The sequence below is a fragment of the Kosakonia quasisacchari genome, assembly GCF_004331415.1.
GTDB lineage: Bacteria > Pseudomonadota > Gammaproteobacteria > Enterobacterales > Enterobacteriaceae > Kosakonia > Kosakonia quasisacchari.
This window is the reverse complement of the sequence record NZ_SJOP01000004.1, coordinates 13,523-33,006: the sequence shown is the minus strand read 5'-3', so window position 1 is coordinate 33,006 and position 19,484 is coordinate 13,523. Positions and strand designations below refer to the sequence as shown.

Below are 19,484 nucleotides of genomic sequence, written 5' to 3'. Positions count from 1 at the left end.
CATTGTGATAAGTTTCATATTAAATGCATGTTATGGTGAGGGGAGTCCAATGGCCGACAGTGATAAAGCGGGGCATACCTTTTTGGCGAGCCTCGGGAAAAGGCGTTTGCGCCCTGGCGGGTTGGAAGCGACTGAATGGTTGTTTAGCCAGGCGCAGCTAAATAAGCAGAGCCGGGTGCTGGAAGTCGCCTGCAATATGGGCACCACCTCGATTGAACTGGTGCAGCGTTTTGGCTGTACGGTCGATGCCATCGACATGGATAAAAACGCGCTCGCACAGGCGCGCCAGAATGTGATTTCTGCCGGTCTCGACAGCAACATTCATCTTAGCGAAGCCAATGCGAATAAGCTGCCGTTCGACGATAACACTTTTGATGTGGTGATTAACGAAGCAATGCTGACCATGTATGTGGACAAAGCGAAAGCGAAGCTTATCAGCGAATATTACCGCGTGCTGAAACCCGGTGGACGTTTACTCACACACGACATTATGTTTACGCGCAGCAGGCTGGCGACAAATAACCAGTCAAAACTGGAGCAGGTTGTAAAATCGAATGTCAGCCCGATGACAGAAGCGGCATGGAAAACACTCTTTATCGACAATGGCTTTGCCGCGGTAGATACGCGCCACGGGGCAATGTCGTTGATGTCGCCCGTTGGGCTTATCCGTGATGAAGGTTTCGCACGGGCAGTGCGCATTGTTTTTAACGGCTTGCGCACTCGCGATAACCGGACGCGATTTCTGGGTATGTTCCGCTTTTTCCGCGCAAATCGTCGCCAGTTAAACTACATTGCCTGCTGTTCGCGCAAGGCGTAACGCGTCAGAGTTTGCGCGCCGTCCAGCCGTGGATCAGTAGCGACTGGAAAAAGTGCTGCGGCGGGGTAAAACCAGCCTGTTCAATCAGCGCTTCCGTGGTTTCTGCGGGCAGCAACAGCAGGCGCTGCGACAGTTGCGCTTTGATTTCAGTTATATCGCGCGGTGCCTGGCTGGCGGTTTCATGCATGATTGCCCACACTTCAAGCTGTTCATCAAACGCCGGGCTGAGCATATCCCCGGCGATCTCCGCTGTGACCATACGCCCACCACGTTTTAACTGGCTCGCCATTTGTGAATAGATACCATCGCGCTGCGGATGCTGAATGAAGTGAGTTACCAGCAGGCAGAGCACCGCATCAAAATCGCCGTTGGCGGGAAGCTCACTAAGATAGCCTTCATGCAATGTGCAGCGGTTGGCAATGCCTGCCTGGTCGAGCTTTTGCTGGCAAACCTCCAGCATATCTGGCGAGGGATCAACGCCGGTAAAACGCCACTGCGTATGCTGCTGCGCAAGGCGAATGATTTCACTGCCGGTGCCGACACCAACGCAAAGAATTCGCGCTTGTTGCGGTATTTTTTTCAGCAACAGAGAGATGAGCAAGTGCAGATTGTTGGCAATTTCGCCCAGTCGCTCGTTGTAAGCATCGTACTGGCGGGAGAATTCGCTATTAAAAATGTCGTTAGTATTCTGTGCCACGTTATCTCCTGGATTGTTGTTTTTCATGTAACTTAAAATATTACATGAGGTGGAGTGGCGCAAGTCATATGCTTTTTTCGGCAAACCAGTGCAAAAATGATCGTTTTGGTTGTGGCGCGCTTTGCGTTTAACTGAGCGTGTCAACCTTTGCTGGAGAACGTGCTGATGAAGACATTGCTGCAACAGTGGCTTAATCGCCTTACCCCGACGCTGCCATTACAGACGGACGCAGGGGAATATGATTCGGGGCGCCATGTGGCGCTGCTGATCCCGTTCGGCCTGCTTTATGGTCTTGATTATCATCCTTCTGTATGGATTTACGATGAAAAATGAGCGCTTTCATTTGGTGATGCGCTATAGCTACTGGAATGAGCTGTGCGCCGAAGCGTGAAACCCGTCTGATACCAGGCGGGTTTTTTGTTTGTGCGGCGCAGGGTTTTCCTGGCTTCACAACTGCCGTTTTTTAACTGTTCTTTCGATCTCATTTCTCACTTTTTTTGAATTTACGAAGGCGATTTTTTCTGACGTATGCCTGAAGTCACATTTTCGACAATGATACTTGTATGGTAGTAGACATAAATTCCACAAGGGATATAACGTGAAGACTGTGATGTTTTCCGGTGACAACAGGCGTCCGTTATTAACGGCGCCGGTTCTGGCACGAATAATTCTCTTATGGAGTTTTTATGTCCATGATAAATAAACAACAATCACAGCTTAAGATGCTAATAAAGCTGGGCAATTGCGGGGGCTGGCTATGACCCGTAAAAACCGAAAAGTGACGATTCCCGTCAGCATTGGCTATGGCATGACGGACATAATGGGCGGTGGTGCTTTTACGGTAATTGGTGCCTGGCTGCTGTTTTATTACACCACGTTTGTCGGATTATCACCGATTCAGGCGGCGTCCATTGTCGCGATTGCAAGGATTGTAGATGCTATCGTGAGTCTGTTTATGGGCAGTTTTACCGATCACTTTTATAAGAGTTTTTTAGGCAAGAAATTCGGCCGCCGTCGTTTCTTTTTACTTATCGGCGCGCCGCTGATGCTGGTTTATATTCTGTTATGGCTTAATGGCATGAATTTTTGGTTTTATCTTGCCGTGTACCTGGCTTTTGAAATCATTGCTGCCATGGTTTTAATCCCGTGGGAAACATTACCATCGGAAATGACCAAAGATTTTAACGATCGCACCAAGCTTTCCACTTGCCGCATGTTTCTTTCTGCTTCCGGTACGTTTCTTGCGACCTTTATCCCCGGTGTGCTAATTGGCTGGCTGGGTGAAAAAAACGCCGATGCTTATTTGATTAACGGTGTTGTTTTCGCAGTGTTGTTTATGGTCTGTGTATTTATTTCCTGGAAAGTAAGCTGGGAGCGTGAAATAACAGCGGAAATGATGCAGGAGATGGAAAAAACGCGTCAAACCGGCAATGCGGCGCAAACGCTCACCAGCGTAATCAAGTTATTTAAGGATTATGCCTCGACGCTGAAAATACGTGCGTTTCGCAAGCATCTGGCTATTTATCTTTTTTCTTTCACGGCGAAAGACATTTATAACACAGTGTTTGTCTTTTTCTGTGTCTATTGCTTGCATGTCTCCTCTTCACTGGCGGGAACCTTGCTGTCGATGAGCATTGTCGGGCTGCCGGTAACACTCGTCGCGGGATTCGCCATTATCAAATACGGCCCATCCCGGCTTTATGTTTTTGCCTACAGCATGATGCTGCTGTGCCTGGGCGGATTCTTCCTGGTGTACCAATTCCCCACGGAAAACAAAGTGCTGCTGCTGGTGATCCTTGCTGGGTTTTACCAGGTTGGGCGCTGCGTTCTGGAATTCACGCCGTGGAACGTGTTCCCGTTTATTCCGGACATTGACGAAATGGTTACGCGCCAGCGCCGTGAAGGCCTATTTGCCGCCGTGATGACGTTTTCGCGCAAAACCACGGTAGCAATTGCGACGTTTGCTGTGGGGTTGTTATTGCAGAGCGGTGGCTTTGTGAAAGGCAGCCTGCAGCAGCCTCAGGAAGCAATCACTACCATTGTGATGCTGCTGTTTATCGGCACTGCCGGGCTTCTGCTGGTGGCTATGTGGCAAGCGCTGACCTTCCATCTCAATAAGCGTACGCACCGTATTTTTGTTGATGAGCTTGACCGCCTGAAAGCCAACGGAAATAAACAGAGTGTGACGCCAGAAGCGCGTAAGGTTGTCGAAGATTTGACAGGTTACCGTTACGACACGCTTTGGTCTGACGCAGCGGTGGACAGTACGGTGATAACAACTGCCGGATTAAGTAAAAGTTATATGCCGAAATAGGATTAATTATCCGGTATATATCATGCTGAGGTTTTTAAAAATTGATTGGCTATTTTTCAATGACATTCATTGATGAAAGAATACCGTTTCGAGTTTGCAGGATAATCTTTATCCGGGTAATTTCGCGGACGGAAAAAATAGCTTACATAATGTTGCACATCTGTCATATGAGGGCTGCGGTTTTCGTGTTTAATAGCCGTGGCTACTGTAACTTAGTGCGCTCCTTCAGAGCGTGCAGAGTTGCAAATTTTAACCGTTAGGTTAATTCATCTTTTTTTAGGTTTGCTTAGACCTCCAGATTACGATCCGGAGGTCTTTTTTTTGCTTGTTGTGCTGGCATTTTTTATTTTTCACGGCTGACACAAAATTGTCATAAATTCGCTCTATGCTGCCCTGGCTCTTAATATTATTCAAAAATTTAATCACTATTTCGATTCGGAGAGACTATGGCAATGCTTAATGCGTCAGTTCGCCTGATGGCTGCTGCTCTTGCACTTTCGACGACTACTGTTTTCGCGGCAACGAATGTGACGGGTGCTGGTGGTACTTTCCCGGCGCCTGTGTATGCAAAATGGGCAGCTGAATACCAGAAACAGACGGGATCTCAGGTGAACTACCAGGGGATTGGTTCTTCCGGTGGCATCAAACAGATTATTGCGAAAACCGTTGATTTCGGCGCATCCGATGCCCCGATGAGTGATGATGATCTGGCGAAAAACGGCCTGTTCCAGTTTCCGACCGTTATTGGCGGCGTGGTGCTGGCGGTTAATATCCCGGGCGTAAAATCCGGTGAACTGACGCTGGACGGCAAAACCCTGGGTGATATCTACCTGGGTACCGTTAAAAAATGGAACGACCCGGAAATCACTAAACTGAACCCGAAAGTCAAACTGCCGGACACGAATATCAACGTGGTACGCCGCGCAGATGGTTCCGGCACCTCGTTTGTTTTCACCAGCTACTTATCTAAAGTGAATGCTGACTGGGCAAGCAAAGTGGGTAAAGGCTCAACGGTGAACTGGCCGGTTGGCTTAGGCGGTAAAGGTAACGATGGCGTTGCCGCGTTTGTACAGCGCCTGCCGGGCTCCATTGGCTATGTCGAATACGCCTACGCCAAACAGAACAACCTGACCTGGACAAAACTGTTTGACGCCGATGGCAAAGTCGTTGAGCCGTCGCAGCAGAGCTTCAGCAACAGCGCCAAAGGGGCTGACTGGAGCAAATCTTTCGCTCAGGATCTGACTTTCCAGAAAGGCAAAGATGCATGGCCGATTTCGTCCACTACCTTTATCCTGGTGTATAAAAAACAGGATGATGCGGCGAAAGGCGCCGAAGTGCTGAAATTCTTCGACTGGTCTTACAAAAATGGCAACACCATCGCTACCGATCTGGATTACGCGCCGCTGCCGGATTCTGTTACCGCTCAGGTTCGCGCTGCATGGAAAGCCAACGTACAGGACGCTTCTGGTAAGTCGCTGTTCTAATCTCGCTATCTCTTAAAAATAAACCCGGTGCGCTACCGGGTTTTTTCGTTATTAACCTAAAGCTATTTTCTTACGCAGCGTATTTCTATTTTATTAAGTTGATCGGCGAATGATTATATTAAGGGGGTTAATAATATTTAATTCTGTTATATTGCCTTAAAAGATGATTCTGTGTCTATATTTCCACTTTCTTAATGCTTTTAAAGCAAATTTCAAATAATGCGCTTCGAGTGTTTATTTTTCACTCTTCAGGCCAGATGAATCATCTGATTTTCAAGTATGGCATATTGTTCTATTACTTAACCCCTGTTAGTTTTTAACCCGGTCTTGATTTATTCCCCGCTCGCGGGGCACTGCGATGTTCAATCCTGATGTTAATTCTTTCACAGGCTTTGTCAAAAAATCAGACGTCTCGTGAGGTGCCAGGTTTCAATTTTTTATTCTGAACCGATATGCCTGGTGAAGTTTACCGACAAATTCATTCGAATAAACAAAATCGATCCCAGGCTCAGGAAACAAGACTGAGAACGTTTTATTTCAAATTGGTTCTGAAGGTTAATTAAAGGGAAGCAAAAGCGTGATTAATTCGGAAAAGAAAGTCCAACGCCTTGTGAGAACTCAGCTGGCCCCGTTGACGGTAGCAATGATATTTGCATTACCTGCTGTTGCGCATTCCGCTGGTTTAAGTATGAAAAATGGCACGCTATATAATGCGAATGGTGTGCCGGTAGTCGATATTAATAAACCTAACAGCAATGGCTTGTCACATAACGTTTGGGACAACCTGAACGTCGATAAAAATGGCGTTATTTTTAATAACAGCGGTTCAGCATCCGATACAGTATTGGGTGGTACCATCCAGGGTAACAGCAATCTGACATCCGGATCGGCAAAAGTTATTCTCAATGAAGTTACCTCCAAAAATGCGTCGACGATCAATGGCATGATGGAAGTTGCGGGTGATAAAGCCGCGCTGATTATCGCCAACCCCAATGGTATTACGGTTAATGGTGGCGGGACGATTAATACCGATAAACTCACCCTGACCACCGGCACGCCAGATATTCAAAACGGCAAACTCGCTGGTTATTCCGTAAACGGTGGAACCATTAATATCAGCAAGCTGGATAACGCCAGCCCAACTGAAATTTTGTCACGCAACGTAGTGCTCAGCGGGAAAGTTACTGCTGACGAACTGAATATTGTTGCGGGTAATAACTACGTTAATGCTGACGGCCAGGTGACCGGAACTGTCACTGCGTCAGGCTCGCGTAACAGCTATAGCGTTGACGTTGCGCAAGTTGGCGGAATGTACGCGAACAAAATTAACCTTATCAGTACCGAAAGCGGCGTGGGCGTGCGTAACCAGGGCGTTATTGCCGGTGGCACAGGCGGGATCAGCATTGATGCCAATGGTCAGCTATTGAACAATAATGCTCAGATTCAATCGATCGGTTCGACAAAAATTAATACCAACGGCAAATTGGATAATACAACGGGCGTTATTACGTCTGCGGGTGCTATTTATCTCGATACCAATAAGAACGCTATTGTTAATGCCCGTTCAGGTACGATTTCGACTACGGCAGATATCTACGTTAATAGCGGTGCGTTTGATAACACTAATGGCAAAATTGCCGCCAGTGGTGTGCTGGCTGTCGACACCAATAACAATACCTTTACCAACACCGGTAAAGGGAACGATGTCGGTATCGAAGCGGGTATTGTCACCTTAAAAACCGGTACGCTAAATAACAGTAACGGCCAGATCCATGGCGGCTATCTTGGGCTTGAGTCCGGCGCGATTAACAACAACAGCGGTATCCTAGAAACGTCAGGCGACATGGACATCGTCAGCCTTGGCAACGTCGACAACAACAAGGGCCTGATCCGCTCCGCCAGCGGTCATATCAACATACTGTCTGGTGGCACTATCAACAACGGCAGTACCAAAACAGCGGATACCGTCAGTTCCGATTCCTTAGGCATCGCAGCCGATACCGGTGTAGTAATCAACGCAAACAGCATCAATAACAGCGGTGGTCAGATCGCATCAAACGGCGATGTTTTGCTAAACAGCAAGGGCCTGGTCAATAACGATTCCGGCAATCTTCTTTCCAATAGCAAAGTAATTGTGAAGGGGGACTCCTATCGTAATGACTACGGTGGCATTGGCGGCAAGAAGGGCGTGGAGGTGTCGGTTAACGGCAACCTGAGCAACTATATTGGCGTTGTCAGTGCGGAAGAAGGTGATATCTCACTGAGTGCGAATGCGGTAGATACTCACGGTGGTTTCATGATGGGGCAAAATATCTCCATCGACGCGAAAGCTGGAGTAAACACCACCAGATCACTGGTCTTAGCCAGTAAAAAGCTGACTATCCATGCGGGCGGGAATGTTGATAACCGTGATGGTAATCGCTTTGGCAATGACTTTGGCCTCTATTTCGGCATGCCGCAACAGACCGGTGGCTTGATCGGTAAAGGTGGCGTTGAGATTTCCGGGCAGAATATTTACAACAACAACAGCCGCATCATTGCTGAAAATGGGCCAATGAGCCTGCAAGCGAAAGGGAATATTGATAACACGCGTGCGCTGATGGTCAGCGGGGCCGATACCGCAATCAAAACCGGCGGGGCTTTCTACAATAACTACGCAACGATTTCCAGCGGAGGCAACCTCACACTCGATACCGTCTCCCTGGAAAACTACAGCAGCGGCACGCTTATCGATAATAACGCCACAGGATTTATCACCGCAGATAAAGATATCACGCTGAATGTGGACAACAATTTCACTAACTACGGCTGGATCAGTGGTACAGGCGCTGTGGCGCTGAATGTCGTGAAAGGGGCGTTTTATAACCGTAATACCATTGCGGCTGATAAGTCGCTTGCGATCGCTGCCCTGAACGGTATCGAGAACTTCAAAGATATCTCCGCCGGTGGCAGCCTGACGCTGGATACGCAACGTCATGTGACAAACAATAGCAACAGTAATATGGTCGGTAACGGGATTACTATTAACGCGGTAAACGACATTAATAACCGCGGCAATATTGTCAGCGATGGCGATATGAGTGTTGTGACCAAAGGTAATCTGTATAACTACCTCTATATGCTGGGCGGTGGGGATGTCGCTATTACCGCAAACAACGTCATCAACAATAATTCCCTTATTGAGGCAGGCGGTGATCTGACGATTACCTCTAATAGTAATGTGGGTAATAACCGTGGCACGCTGCGTTCCCTGACTGGCGATGTAAATGTGGCGGCAAAAGGAACGGTTGATAACTATAGCGGCAAGATTACCTCTGCGGGCGATATCGGAATTAGCGGGAACTGGTTGCTCAATGACTATGGGCAGATTGCTGGTGCCAGTGATATTAACCTGATCCTGACCGGTAATTTCGATAGTTATAAAGGCTCGGTAACCTCTTTGCGTGGGGATATTACTCTGGTTGCCAACTCGGTGGATAACAACAACGGGTTAATCGCAGGTGAAAATATCTCTATTGACTCCAAATCAGGTGTCTATAACAACACGGCGCTGATTGCCGCGAATAAAACGCTTACCGTAAATGCTATCGGCAATATTGAAAACAGAGACGGTAATAACTTCAGTTATTACAACGGCGAGTATTTTGGTGTCGAAGGTGATGTTGGTGGCATGGTTGGAAACGCGGGCGTCTCGCTTTCCGCTCAAAATATCTACAACACTAACAGCCGTATTCTGGCAGAAAACGGCCCGCTTAACGTGCTGTCCCGGGGCGTATTCGATAACACCCGCAGTATGCTGATGAGCGGAGCCAACGCCATTATTAAAGCGGCCGGTGTTTTCTATAATAACTATGCGATGACATATAGCGCAGGTAACCTCGACATCACCTCTGCTTACCTTGAGAACTACAGCAACGGTAAGCTGGAAGATGGAACGGCAACAGGGGTTATCGCTTCTGATAAGAACCTGAACCTGAGCGTGGATAACAGCACCACCAACTACGGCTGGATCAGCGGTAAAGGCGATGTGAATTTCAGCGTGTTAAAAGGTGTGCTGTATAACCGCAACACCATCGCCGCTAATAACGCGCTGGCGATTAATGCCCTGAACGGTATCGAGAACTTCAAAGATATCCTGGCGGGAACCAGCCTTACCCTTACTACCCAACGGCACGTTACCAACAACAGCAACAGCAATATGCTTGGGCAAAACATTGAGGTTAATGCGGTAAAAGATATTAATAACCGAGGCAATATTGTCAGTGATTATGCATTAACCGTGAAAACAGACGGTAACGTGTATAACTACCTCAATATGCTGAGTTATGGCACCGCGAAAGTGAACGCAAATAAAGTCACGAACAGCGGTAAAGACGCGGTTCTGGGCGGTTTTTACGGCCTTGAGCTCGAAACGAATGCGATAACAAATACCGGAACCATTGTGGGTCTGTAAGTTGCAAAAAAAGGCAGCGGCAATTGCTGCTGCCTTTCCCAATTGGTTACCTGGCCAGTGCCTTACGCGATCAGCGTAATCACGCGATTTTCCTCGATAAGATACTGGCCATTAAATTGGCATCCTTGTTTACGCTCAGGCGTCAGCGGCTGCGTTAGCTCAAGGATAATGCTATGTGCCGCCGTATCGATGCTACCTATTCGCGCCGCTTCAAAACCGAAAAAACATTTCACCTCAGGATAGAGCGCTTTGAACAGACTCTCTTTGGCGGAAAATACTATCAGTAACGCCGTTTCATACGCTAAGCCGCAGGCGGCAAGTAATCGTCGTTCATCAACGCTGGTGAACATCTCCGCCGTCTCTCTCATGGTCTTTGCGTCGAACATTTCAATATCAATGCCAGGCGTTAACCCTGAATTACACGGTGCAATAATCGCAATAGCGTGACCACGGGTATGAGAAAGGCTGCCGCACCAGCCCGCAGGCCAGACGGGCTCCCGGCTGGAAGATGTATCAACGTGGCCATCACAGCCTGCGTTTTGTAATAATTGCCTGGCGGCATAGCGAGCCGCAAGGTACTCCGCGCGTCGTTTTACTACCGCTTTATCAAGCATCGAAGGAAAGGGGATGGCATATTCGCTAAAAAGCGAATCCCGGTAAGAGGTTGCGTCGAATGCGACCTGGCAGTAGGCCACTGCAGGGAATTGCGTTATGAACCCCGTTTCCGACTGCATCACGAAAGCAGCGGTAGAATGGCTTAGTTGTGACGTAAACATATTTATCTATCATTAAGTTAATGAGTAAGTACATCGGTAAACGTATTGCCAGAAAACACAATCAGTGTACCGCAGGTGGTGTCGTCATCATGCATTTCTTTCTCAGCAAGAGCGCGGTGGTGGAGAATCGTCTTGTTTAAATCACACGGTTATCGCTCATCAACGCGAAGGTTTTTTATGTTCTCATTTATTTATCCATTTCATGAATAATTGCGCAGAATAATAAAATAAACTCTCCTCGGAGTTTTTCACTGTAGCGGCAAACGTAAATATAAAAATGTTTTTTTGTCAAATTAAAAATAATAAAATCTTTATTATCAATCGCATGGTGCTGCGTATATCACTGTTATGTTGTTAAGGTTATATATTTTCTTGCCATAGAGACTCAAAAGGTATTTATTATTGTTAACTTGCAAAGGCTATTACTCGCTACGGATCGTGTAATCCGCAGTGAATAACCCTGTGAGTAAGTATATGGGACTGATTTATGGTGTTTTTTATATGATGTGAATCTTACGTAATGATTTCTCCCGGTATTATTACGTGCTTTTTTAAACTGGATATATCCGGTGTGGAGAATGGACGGTTGCACTAATTGATTGGTTTATCGTTTAGACATGTTGAGTTTTACCTCATACGGTTCGCGACGTTGACGACAAGGCATCCTGGGGTTGCAGTGGATAATTGTTCGTTCATTTAAAAGATAAAAATATTCATCAGGAATATTATTTGATGGCGTTCTGCTTTCTGGAAATAAGCGTGCTGTCAATTAATTACGACGATTTGGTTCTCATTAATTAGGTTGGAATATATGGATATATCTCCCAATAATAGACTCTTAAACAGTGCATTAGTGACGAAAGAAAGTACAGCACTCCCGGCATCCTCGTTCCCATTGAGTGCAGATCAGCAAGCGATTTGGTTCGCGCAGACGCTCAATCCTGAATTAACAAACTACAATATAGGGAGCGTTATAATCATTGATGGCAATATCGTTCCCGATATCATGGTTAAAGCGTTTGATTCTGTCATTAAGCGGCATGATGCATTTCGTTTGCGTATGGTTGCCGGTACGTCGCCAGCACAATATTTTGATTCCTCCTCGTTGCCATTAATGGAATTTAAAGATTTCACGGCAACGGATAACCCAATAAATGAAGCTGAACAATATGTGAAGTTAAACTTTACTCAGCCATTTAATTTGGCTGAAACATTATGGCGCAGCTCGTTAATCTCTGCGGGCAATAACCGTTGGTATTGGCAACTGTGCTGCCATCATATTATTGCCGACGGAACGAGCCTAAGCCTTATTAATGCTGAGTTGAGCGAAAATTATAGCCGACTGATCCGCAAAGAGAGTTTATTTGAAGGCGCATCGTTATCCTATGCCGATTTTGTCGCCAATGATGCGGCTTATCTAAGAGCGCGGCAGTGTATAAAAGACCAGGCTTTCTGGCTTGAGCGATATACGGCATTGCCGCCGCAATTATTCCATCCTTTGGTGACAGCCCGGATGCCGGCAACATGTCTGCCTGAGCCTGTTACCTGGATGCTTGAGGAAACCCTTTTTCAGCGTATTGAACAGGCGGCTTCTTTATATGGGTTGTCTGTATTGCATTTTATGTATGCCCTTTTTGCCTGTTATTTTAAAAGAGTTAAAAACGTTGATGATATTGTCTTTGGTATCCCACTCCATAATCGAAGAAATGCACGGCAAAAAGCGGCGGTGGGAATGTATGCCTCTGTTATCCCGGTTCGTATTAAATTAACGGAAGAGGACACCTTTTCTGATGTAATGCAAAAAGCAGCCGATGAATTACGTATTTGCTATAAACACCAGAGGCTACCTGTTGCAGAAATTCATCGGAAAATAAAAAGACAACAAAATACCAATAGAACGAATTTATTTGATATGTCGTTATCCTATGAACCTTACGATGTTAACGTTCATCTGGAAGGGGCGACAATTAATACCATTGAACCTCATCACCGGGCGCAATACCCTTTAGCGATAACCATTAATCAGTACGCCATCACCAGTAATAATAAACAGAACCAATCGGTATCCGTTGAATTTAATTTCTCCTTCGATTATTTCACACCTGCAGATATTCAGGCTATGCAATCTCGCCTTGCTGTATTACTGGAAGGCGCGTTGCAGAATATTGATACGCCAGTGTCTCACTTACCTGTTTTATCGACACATGAACGCCAGCAATTTCTACAGCCTGTTCACGCTATAGAAAGTGAGGCTTCTGACCTATTAGTCCACGAAATGTTTGAAGCCCAAGTCCGTCGCTCGCCACAGGCTATCGCTGCCGTTTTCGAGGGGAATTCATTAACCTATGACGCGCTGAACCGCCGGGCAAACACGCTGGCTCATCAGCTCATCAGAATGGGTGTACATCCAAATGACCGGGTCGCAATTTGTCTGGAACGTGGCCTCGACATGGTGATCGGCATCCTCGGTATCCTCAAGGCTGGCGGAGCCTATGTTCCTTTGGATCCGGTCTATCCGAGCGAACGACTGCATTACATGCTGCAAGATTCCAACCCCACCGCACTGGTAACCCATTCTGCTCTTGTGCAGGCGCTGAATAGCGCTATTCCAACCGTGTTAATGGATGCGCCGTTTCCTGCCGGTGCTGACGAGGAGGATGAGCACAACCCTGTGCCATTATCTCTCGGCCTGGCGGCATATCATCTGGCCTACGTTATTTATACGTCCGGCTCCACTGGTCAGCCGAAAGGCGTGATGGTTGAACACCGGAATATCAACCGTCTTTTAACCGTCAGCCAGCCTATTTTTAGTTTTAGTAGCAAAGATACCTGGTCACTGTGCCACTCTTTCTCTTTTGATTTTTCCGTCTGGGAGTTATTCGGCGCATTGTGCTCAGGCGGCCGATTGATTGTTGTGTCAACCGCATGCGCCCGCTCACCACAAACGCTCTATACCCTGCTATGCCGTGAACAGGTTACGGTGCTCAATCAAACCCCCAGCGCATTCCGCCAGTTGATTGCTGCACAGGACTCAGCTCCCCACACCCTGCGTTGCGTTATCTTTGGCGGCGAAGCGCTTGAAATGCGTTCCCTGGTGCCGTGGATTAACAACGCATCAAACCGGAATACGCGCCTTATTAATATGTATGGCATCACGGAGATCACCGTGCATGCGACCTGGTATGAAATAGCGCTTTCAGATATCACTTCGCAGGGTGCCAGTTTGATTGGCGGCCCGCTCTCCGATCTACAGATTTACATTCTGGACAGTCACCGCCAGTTGGTGCCGTTTGGCGTGACCGGTGAACTCTATGTCGCTGGCAATGGCGTGGCGCGTGGTTACCTGAACCGCCCGGAACTGACCGCAGAGCGTTTTCTGCCGGATCCTTTCACGTCCGGTCAGCGGATGTACCGGACCGGTGACCTCGGGCGCTGGCTGCCGGACGGCAACATTGAGTTCCTCGGGCGCAATGATTTCCAGGTCAAACTGCGCGGGTTTCGCATTGAACTCGGGGAAATCAGCGCCTGCCTGACAGCGTGCGACGGTGTGCGTGACGCGGTGGTGATGGCGCGGGAAGACACGCCGGGCGACAGGCGGCTGGTTGCCTACCTGCTGGCAGCGCCCGGCCACACGCCGGAGCCTGCGCGGCTGCGTCAGCAACTGGCGCAGTCGCTGGCGGAGTACATGCTGCCCGCCGCGTTCGTCACGCTGGAATCCTTTCCGCTCACACCAACCGGCAAGCTGGACAGGCAGGCGCTGCCCGCGCCGGATCGCACGGCGGCGGTCACCCGCGGGGATGAGGCCCCGGCGGGTGAGGTGGAAAACGCGCTGGCTGCCATCTGGTGCGGACTGCTGGGGCTGACGCAGGTCGGGCGGCACGATAACTTCTTCGAACTCGGCGGCCATTCGCTGATGGTGGTCAGCCTGCTGGAGCGGTTGCGCGGCCAGGGGATGACGCTGGATATCCGCGGGGCGTTCTCCGCCCCGGTGCTGGCCGACATGGCCCTGAGCATCACCGTCCGGGACGCGGGCGCGGAAGCGCCGGTTCCGCCGTCGCGTATCCCGGCGCACTGTCAGACCCTCACGCCCGGGATGCTGCCGCTGGTCAGCCTGACACAGGCGGAGACTGATGCGGTGGTGGCCACGGTGGACGGCGGTGCGGTGAACGTGCAGGACATTTACCCGCTGTCACCGCTGCAGGAGGGCATTCTGTTCCACCATCTGCTGCAGGCGCAGGGGGATGCCTACCTGCTCAACAGCCTGCTGGCCTTTGACTCCCGCGCGCTGATGGAGACGTTCCTGGCGGCGCTGCAGCAGGTGATTGACCGCCACGACATCCTGCGCAGCGCAGTGTGCTGGCAGGGGGTGTCCCGCCCGGTGCAGGTGGTCTGGCGTCGCGCAGCCCTGCCGGTGACGGCGTTTGTGGCGCAGGACGGGCAGGATGTCGCCGCACAGCTGCGGGCGCAGGCCAGCCCGCACCGGCGGCGCATGGACGTCAGCCGCGCCCCGCTGTTCAGCGCACAGACGGTGTATGACCCGGCACAGCGGCAGTGGCTGCTGGCGCTTAATTTTCATCACCTGGTCTGCGACCACATCTCGATGGCGCTGGTCTGCGATGAAATCACGCAGATTCTGGAGGGGAACACCGCAGCGCTGCCGGCGGCGGTGCCCTACCGCAACTTTATTGCCCGCACGCTGCGGGTGCCGGAGACGGAGCACGAGGCGTGGTTCCGCGCCCGGCTGGCGGATATCAGCACCCCGACCGCACCGTATGACATTGCCGACACGCGGGAAAGCGGCGGGGCATGCGGGGAAGCCCGGCAGACGCTGGATACCGCGCTGGCGGGGCACATCCGTACGCAGGCGCGGCGGCTGGGCGTCAGTCCCGGCGTGCTGTTCCACACCGCGCAGGCCCGCCTGCTGGCGCAGCTGTGTGGCCGGGATGACGTGGTGTTCGGCACCGTGCTGATGGGCCGCCTGCAGGCCGGGGACAGCGGCGAATCCGGCCCCGGCATGTTCATCAACACGCTGCCGCTGCGGATGTCGCTGGCCGGACAGAGCGTGCAGGAGGCCGTGCTGTCCACGCGGGATGCGCTGGCGGCGCTGCTGGAGCATGAACAGGCGCCGCTGGCGCTGCCGCTGTTCAGCACGCTGCTGAACTACCGCCACAGCCCGGCGCGCAGCGGCCTTGTCCGCGAGGGTATCCGGCTGCTGGAAGCCGAAGAGCGGACCAACTACCCGATAGCCTTCTCGGTGGATGACACCGGGGAGGGGTTCATCCTGACGGCGCAGACGGTGGCGGGGATTGACCCGCAGCGCCAGCTCGGTTATCTGGTGACCACGCTGGCGGCGCTGAGCGCGGCGCTGGCGCATGAGCCGCAGCGCCCGGTACTGAGCCTCGCCGTGCTGCCGGCGCCAGAGCGGCGTCAGGTGCTGGCGGAGTTTAACGCCACGCGGGCGGCCCTCCCGGCTGAGGGACTGATACACCGTCTGTTTGAGGCGCAGGTGGTGCGCACCCCGGAGGCGGTGGCGGTGGCCTGCGAAAATATCACGCTCAGCTACGACGCGCTGAACCGCCGGGCCAACCGGCTGGCGCACCGGCTGATAGCGCGGGGCGTGCGCCCGGACGACCGGGTGGCGGTGTGCCTGGCGCGCAGCGCCGATGTGCTGGTGGCGATACTGGGCATTCTGAAAGCGGGCGGCGCGTATGTGCCGCTGGACCCGGCGTACCCGGCGGGACGGCTGAACTATATGCTGGCAGATGCGGCACCGGTGGCGCTGGTGACGCAGCGGGGGCTGGCGCAGACGCTGAATGCCACGCTGCCGGTGGTGCTGACGGATGCGGAGCCGGAGGACGGTGCGGCAGAGCACAACCCGGATCCGCAGGGGCTGACGCCGGAACACCTGGCATATGTGATTTACACCTCCGGCTCCACCGGGAAACCCAAAGGGGTGATGGTCGAACACCGCAACGTAGTTAACATGCAAAGGGCCTTACAGGTGATGCTGGATATACAACATCCCTCACGCGTGAGCATGAATGCCAGCATCGTGTTCGATGCATCCGTGCAGAGCTGGGTGCATTTGCTGTCGGGACATACGATGGTCATGGTGCCGGAAGAAGTGCGTAAAGAGAGCGGAGCGCTGTTATCTTTCTTACGTCGCCATAATGTTGATGTGATTGATTGCACACCCCTTCAGTTACAAGGAATGCTAGCCGCAGGTTTACAGAAAGCGTATGAGGGCTATCCCTGTACTGTCATTATCGGTGGCGATGCAATTCCTTCATCAGCATGGTCGACCATGCAAAACATTGAGCCGATCCGTTTTGTTAATGCCTATGGGCCGACGGAGTGTACCGTAGATGCCAGTATGTGCATGATTGATAAAACGCTGGCGACGCCGGGCATTGGCAAACCGATCGCCAACACGCAGATCTATCTGCTGGATAATCACGGTCAGCCAGTACCGCTGGGGATCTGCGGCGAGCTTTATATCGCTGGCAATGGCGTGGCGCGCGGTTACCTGAACCGCCCGGAGTTGACCGCAGAGCGTTTTCTGCCGGACCCTTTCACGCCCGGTCAGCGGATGTACAGAACCGGCGACCTTGGTCGCTGGCTGCCGGACGGCAACATTGAGTTTCTCGGACGCAACGATTTTCAGGTCAAACTGCGCGGGTTCCGCATCGAGCTGGGGGAAATCGAGGCCTGCCTGACGGCGTGCGACGGCGTGCGCGACGCGGTGGTGATTGCGCGGGAAGACACGCCGGGCGACAAACGGCTGGTCGCCTACCTGCTGGCAGAGCCCGGTCACATGCCGGAGCCTGCGTGGTTGCGCCAGCAACTGGCGCAGTCGCTGGCCGAGCATATGCTGCCCGCCGCGTTCGTCACGCTGACAACCTTTCCACATACCCCGAACGGCAAGCTGGATCGCCAGGCGCTGCCTGCGCCGGATCGTGCCGCGTTGGTCACCCGCGGGGATGAGGCTCCGGCGGGTGAGATAGAAAACGCGCTTGCCGCTATCTGGTGTGAACTGCTGGGGCTGTCGCAGGTCGGGCGGCATGACAACTTTTTTGAGCTTGGCGGCCACTCCTTACTTGCCGTTCAACTGTTAAACCGCATGGTAAAAACGGGTCTGTCTATCTCGCTGGCAACACTTTTTGCCAATCCATCCCTGGCGCAGCTTGCTGGCGTCATTCAGGACAGGGAGAAATCACTCGCTTCACCTTTTGCCGATAATCCCGTTGTGCTGCGGGGAGAAGGTGCGCAGCCGCCGCTCTTTCTGGTGCACGAGCCTTCCGGCGATCCGCTGGTCTATTCGCCTCTGGCTACAATGCTGCGAGTTGATCGACCTGTATATGCACTTTCAGCGCTTGGTCTGCATGCAGCAGACAATCCGCCGACATCGCTGGAAGCGCTGGCTGCCTGTCATATTGAGGCCATCCGCCGCGTACAGCCGCATGGGCCTTACCATCTTGCTGGCTGGTCTTTGGGCGGTGTTATCAGTTATGAAATTGCGCTGCAGTTGCAACAAAGCGGCGAAGAGATCGCTTTTATCGGCATGATTGACAGCTATCATCCGGCTGCGCATCAGAAGCGTGATTTCCGCGCGAGCAGCGAGCGGGCAGTGCGTGACGAAATGATCTTAAATTTCTTATCCATGCATGTGCCGGAGAGCGAAAGATCGTTACTGGCACAGCTGCCATCCCCCATTGATATGCTAGCCGTGTTTGATCTTTGTACCGAACATAACTGGTTGCCGAAGGATATTCGCTATGAGGATCTGTTGCTACGTCTGGAAACGGTGTTGTACATCAGGCCGCTGGGGCTTCGGTACCAGCCAGCTCCGGCAGAACTAACCATTACGCTTTATACGGCCAACCCGGATGAAAGCGATGACATGTGGCGCGGCTGGCGCGGCACGGTAAGCAGCGATTCGTCGCGGCATGTCATAGGTGGAACGCACTTGTCGATTATGCAACCGCCGTTACTGGCGCAACTGGCGACGCAAATGACGGCAGACCTGCGTCCCCGATCGTCCTGTCACCCGGTGATTGTTATGCAGGAGGGGACTGATCGCGAAACGCCGGTATTTTGCATCCCAGGTGCTGGCGCATCCGCATTCAGTTTTCTCGACCTGGTGGCGCTTTTGCCCGCAAATCTTCCTGTTTATGCGCTACAGGCTCGCGGGCTCACCAATGTAAATGCAATGCCGCACCTGACGGTTGAAGAGACGGCCCGTGATTACATCTGCGCAATGCATGAACGGCAGCCTTCCGGGCCATATCACCTTATTGGGCACTCCTTTGGCGGTTGGATAGCCTTTGAAATTGCGCTGCAATTACAGGCGCAAGGGGAGACGGTTGCGGATCTTATTCTCATTGATAGCCGCTCACCTGGGGCTAAACCGCTGATCAATCACCTTGAGGCATTGATGAAATTAATCAGCATTTATAATTTGATGCTCAACCGGGAACTGCCCATTACGCAGGAAGCGTTATTGGAGATGGAGCCACACCAGCGGCTTATCTGTTTGCATCAACTTTTGATTGAGGCGGGGATTTACACCCGCAACACGCCGCTTTCGTTGCTGGCGGGTGTTTTCCATGTGATGTTCGCCAATCTGAACACGTCCTATATCCCCCGCACGCATTATCAGGGTGTATTGCATATGATTAATGCCCAAGAGGCTAATGTCGCAGAACGGGAACAGTGCGAAGCAGTTTGGCGTGAACATGCGACACACTGCTCCACCCTGCTGAGCCCGGGAAATCATATGACCATGCTGAGCACGCCGCATGCAGGCGCGCTTGCCAGTCATATTACGACCGTGATGAGTAAGCCTTAGCCGAGCCCGTTTCTCATAACCTCATAACAAACCTAAACCACCTCTGATGAGGTGGTTTTTTATTTGTGCGTATATAAAGCAAAGATCAGCGCTGT

At 51.4% G+C, this 19,484-nt stretch carries 8 protein-coding genes; 6 read left to right on the top strand and 2 right to left on the bottom strand.

Annotated elements, in window-relative coordinates:
- The first annotated feature begins 49 nt into the window (after nt 1-49).
- Complete coding sequence (locus E0L21_RS05450; RefSeq protein ID WP_131407497.1) at nt 50-817, top strand: class I SAM-dependent methyltransferase; 768 nt, start codon at nt 50-52, stop codon at nt 815-817.
- A gap of 4 nt (nt 818-821) precedes the next feature.
- Here the strand turns inward: E0L21_RS05450 and E0L21_RS05445 are convergent, their stop codons facing one another.
- Complete coding sequence (locus E0L21_RS05445) at nt 822-1,514, bottom strand: class I SAM-dependent methyltransferase (RefSeq protein ID WP_131407495.1); 693 nt, start codon at nt 1,512-1,514, stop codon at nt 822-824.
- A 165-nt stretch (nt 1,515-1,679) separates the two neighbouring features.
- Here E0L21_RS05445 and E0L21_RS24925 point away from each other — a divergent pair, with 165 nt between their 5' ends.
- The 4 genes from E0L21_RS24925 (at nt 1,680) to E0L21_RS05430 (ending at nt 9,765) form a co-directional block, all read left to right on the top strand.
- Nucleotides 1,680-1,847 (top strand): hypothetical protein, encoded by a 168-nt coding sequence (locus tag E0L21_RS24925; RefSeq protein ID WP_017457522.1) that lies wholly within the window; start codon nt 1,680-1,682, stop codon nt 1,845-1,847.
- A 424-nt stretch (nt 1,848-2,271) separates the two neighbouring features.
- Nucleotides 2,272-3,828 carry an MFS transporter gene (locus tag E0L21_RS05440; protein ID WP_131407493.1) on the top strand — a complete coding sequence of 519 codons (1,557 nt, stop codon included), beginning with the start codon at nt 2,272-2,274 and terminating at the stop codon, nt 3,826-3,828.
- A gap of 452 nt (nt 3,829-4,280) precedes the next feature.
- On the top strand, nt 4,281-5,312 hold the full coding sequence (pstS, locus tag E0L21_RS05435) for a phosphate ABC transporter substrate-binding protein PstS (RefSeq protein ID WP_407928670.1): 1,032 nt from the start codon (nt 4,281-4,283) through the stop codon (nt 5,310-5,312).
- A gap of 688 nt (nt 5,313-6,000) precedes the next feature.
- Entirely contained in the window at nt 6,001-9,765 is a 3,765-nt protein-coding gene (locus tag E0L21_RS05430; protein ID WP_131407489.1) for a two-partner secretion domain-containing protein, read from the top strand.
- A 62-nt stretch (nt 9,766-9,827) separates the two neighbouring features.
- On the opposite strand, the gene E0L21_RS05425 is transcribed toward E0L21_RS05430, so the two are convergent.
- Complete coding sequence (locus tag E0L21_RS05425) at nt 9,828-10,541, bottom strand: 4'-phosphopantetheinyl transferase family protein (RefSeq protein ID WP_165501878.1); 714 nt, start codon at nt 10,539-10,541, stop codon at nt 9,828-9,830.
- A gap of 811 nt (nt 10,542-11,352) precedes the next feature.
- On the opposite strand from E0L21_RS05425, the gene E0L21_RS05420 reads away from it, so the two are divergent.
- Nucleotides 11,353-19,389 carry a non-ribosomal peptide synthetase gene (locus tag E0L21_RS05420; protein WP_131407487.1) on the top strand — a complete coding sequence of 2,679 codons (8,037 nt, stop codon included), beginning with the start codon at nt 11,353-11,355 and terminating at the stop codon, nt 19,387-19,389.
- Nucleotides 19,390-19,484: the final 95 nt, after the last annotated feature.

Excerpts from the sequence above, each read along its gene's own strand:
- E0L21_RS05450 (WP_131407497.1), top strand. The coding sequence starts at position 50 with ATGGCCGACAGTGATAAAGCGGGGCATACCTTTTTGGCGAGCCTCGGG.
- E0L21_RS24925 (WP_017457522.1), top strand. The coding sequence starts at position 1,680 with ATGAAGACATTGCTGCAACAGTGGCTTAATCGCCTTACCCCGACGCTG.
- E0L21_RS05440 (WP_131407493.1), top strand. The coding sequence starts at position 2,272 with ATGACCCGTAAAAACCGAAAAGTGACGATTCCCGTCAGCATTGGCTAT.
- pstS (WP_407928670.1), top strand. The coding sequence starts at position 4,281 with ATGCTTAATGCGTCAGTTCGCCTGATGGCTGCTGCTCTTGCACTTTCG.
- E0L21_RS05430 (WP_131407489.1), top strand. The coding sequence starts at position 6,001 with ATGAAAAATGGCACGCTATATAATGCGAATGGTGTGCCGGTAGTCGAT.
- E0L21_RS05425 (WP_165501878.1), bottom strand. The coding sequence starts at position 10,541 with ATGTTTACGTCACAACTAAGCCATTCTACCGCTGCTTTCGTGATGCAG.
- E0L21_RS05420 (WP_131407487.1), top strand. The coding sequence starts at position 11,353 with ATGGATATATCTCCCAATAATAGACTCTTAAACAGTGCATTAGTGACG.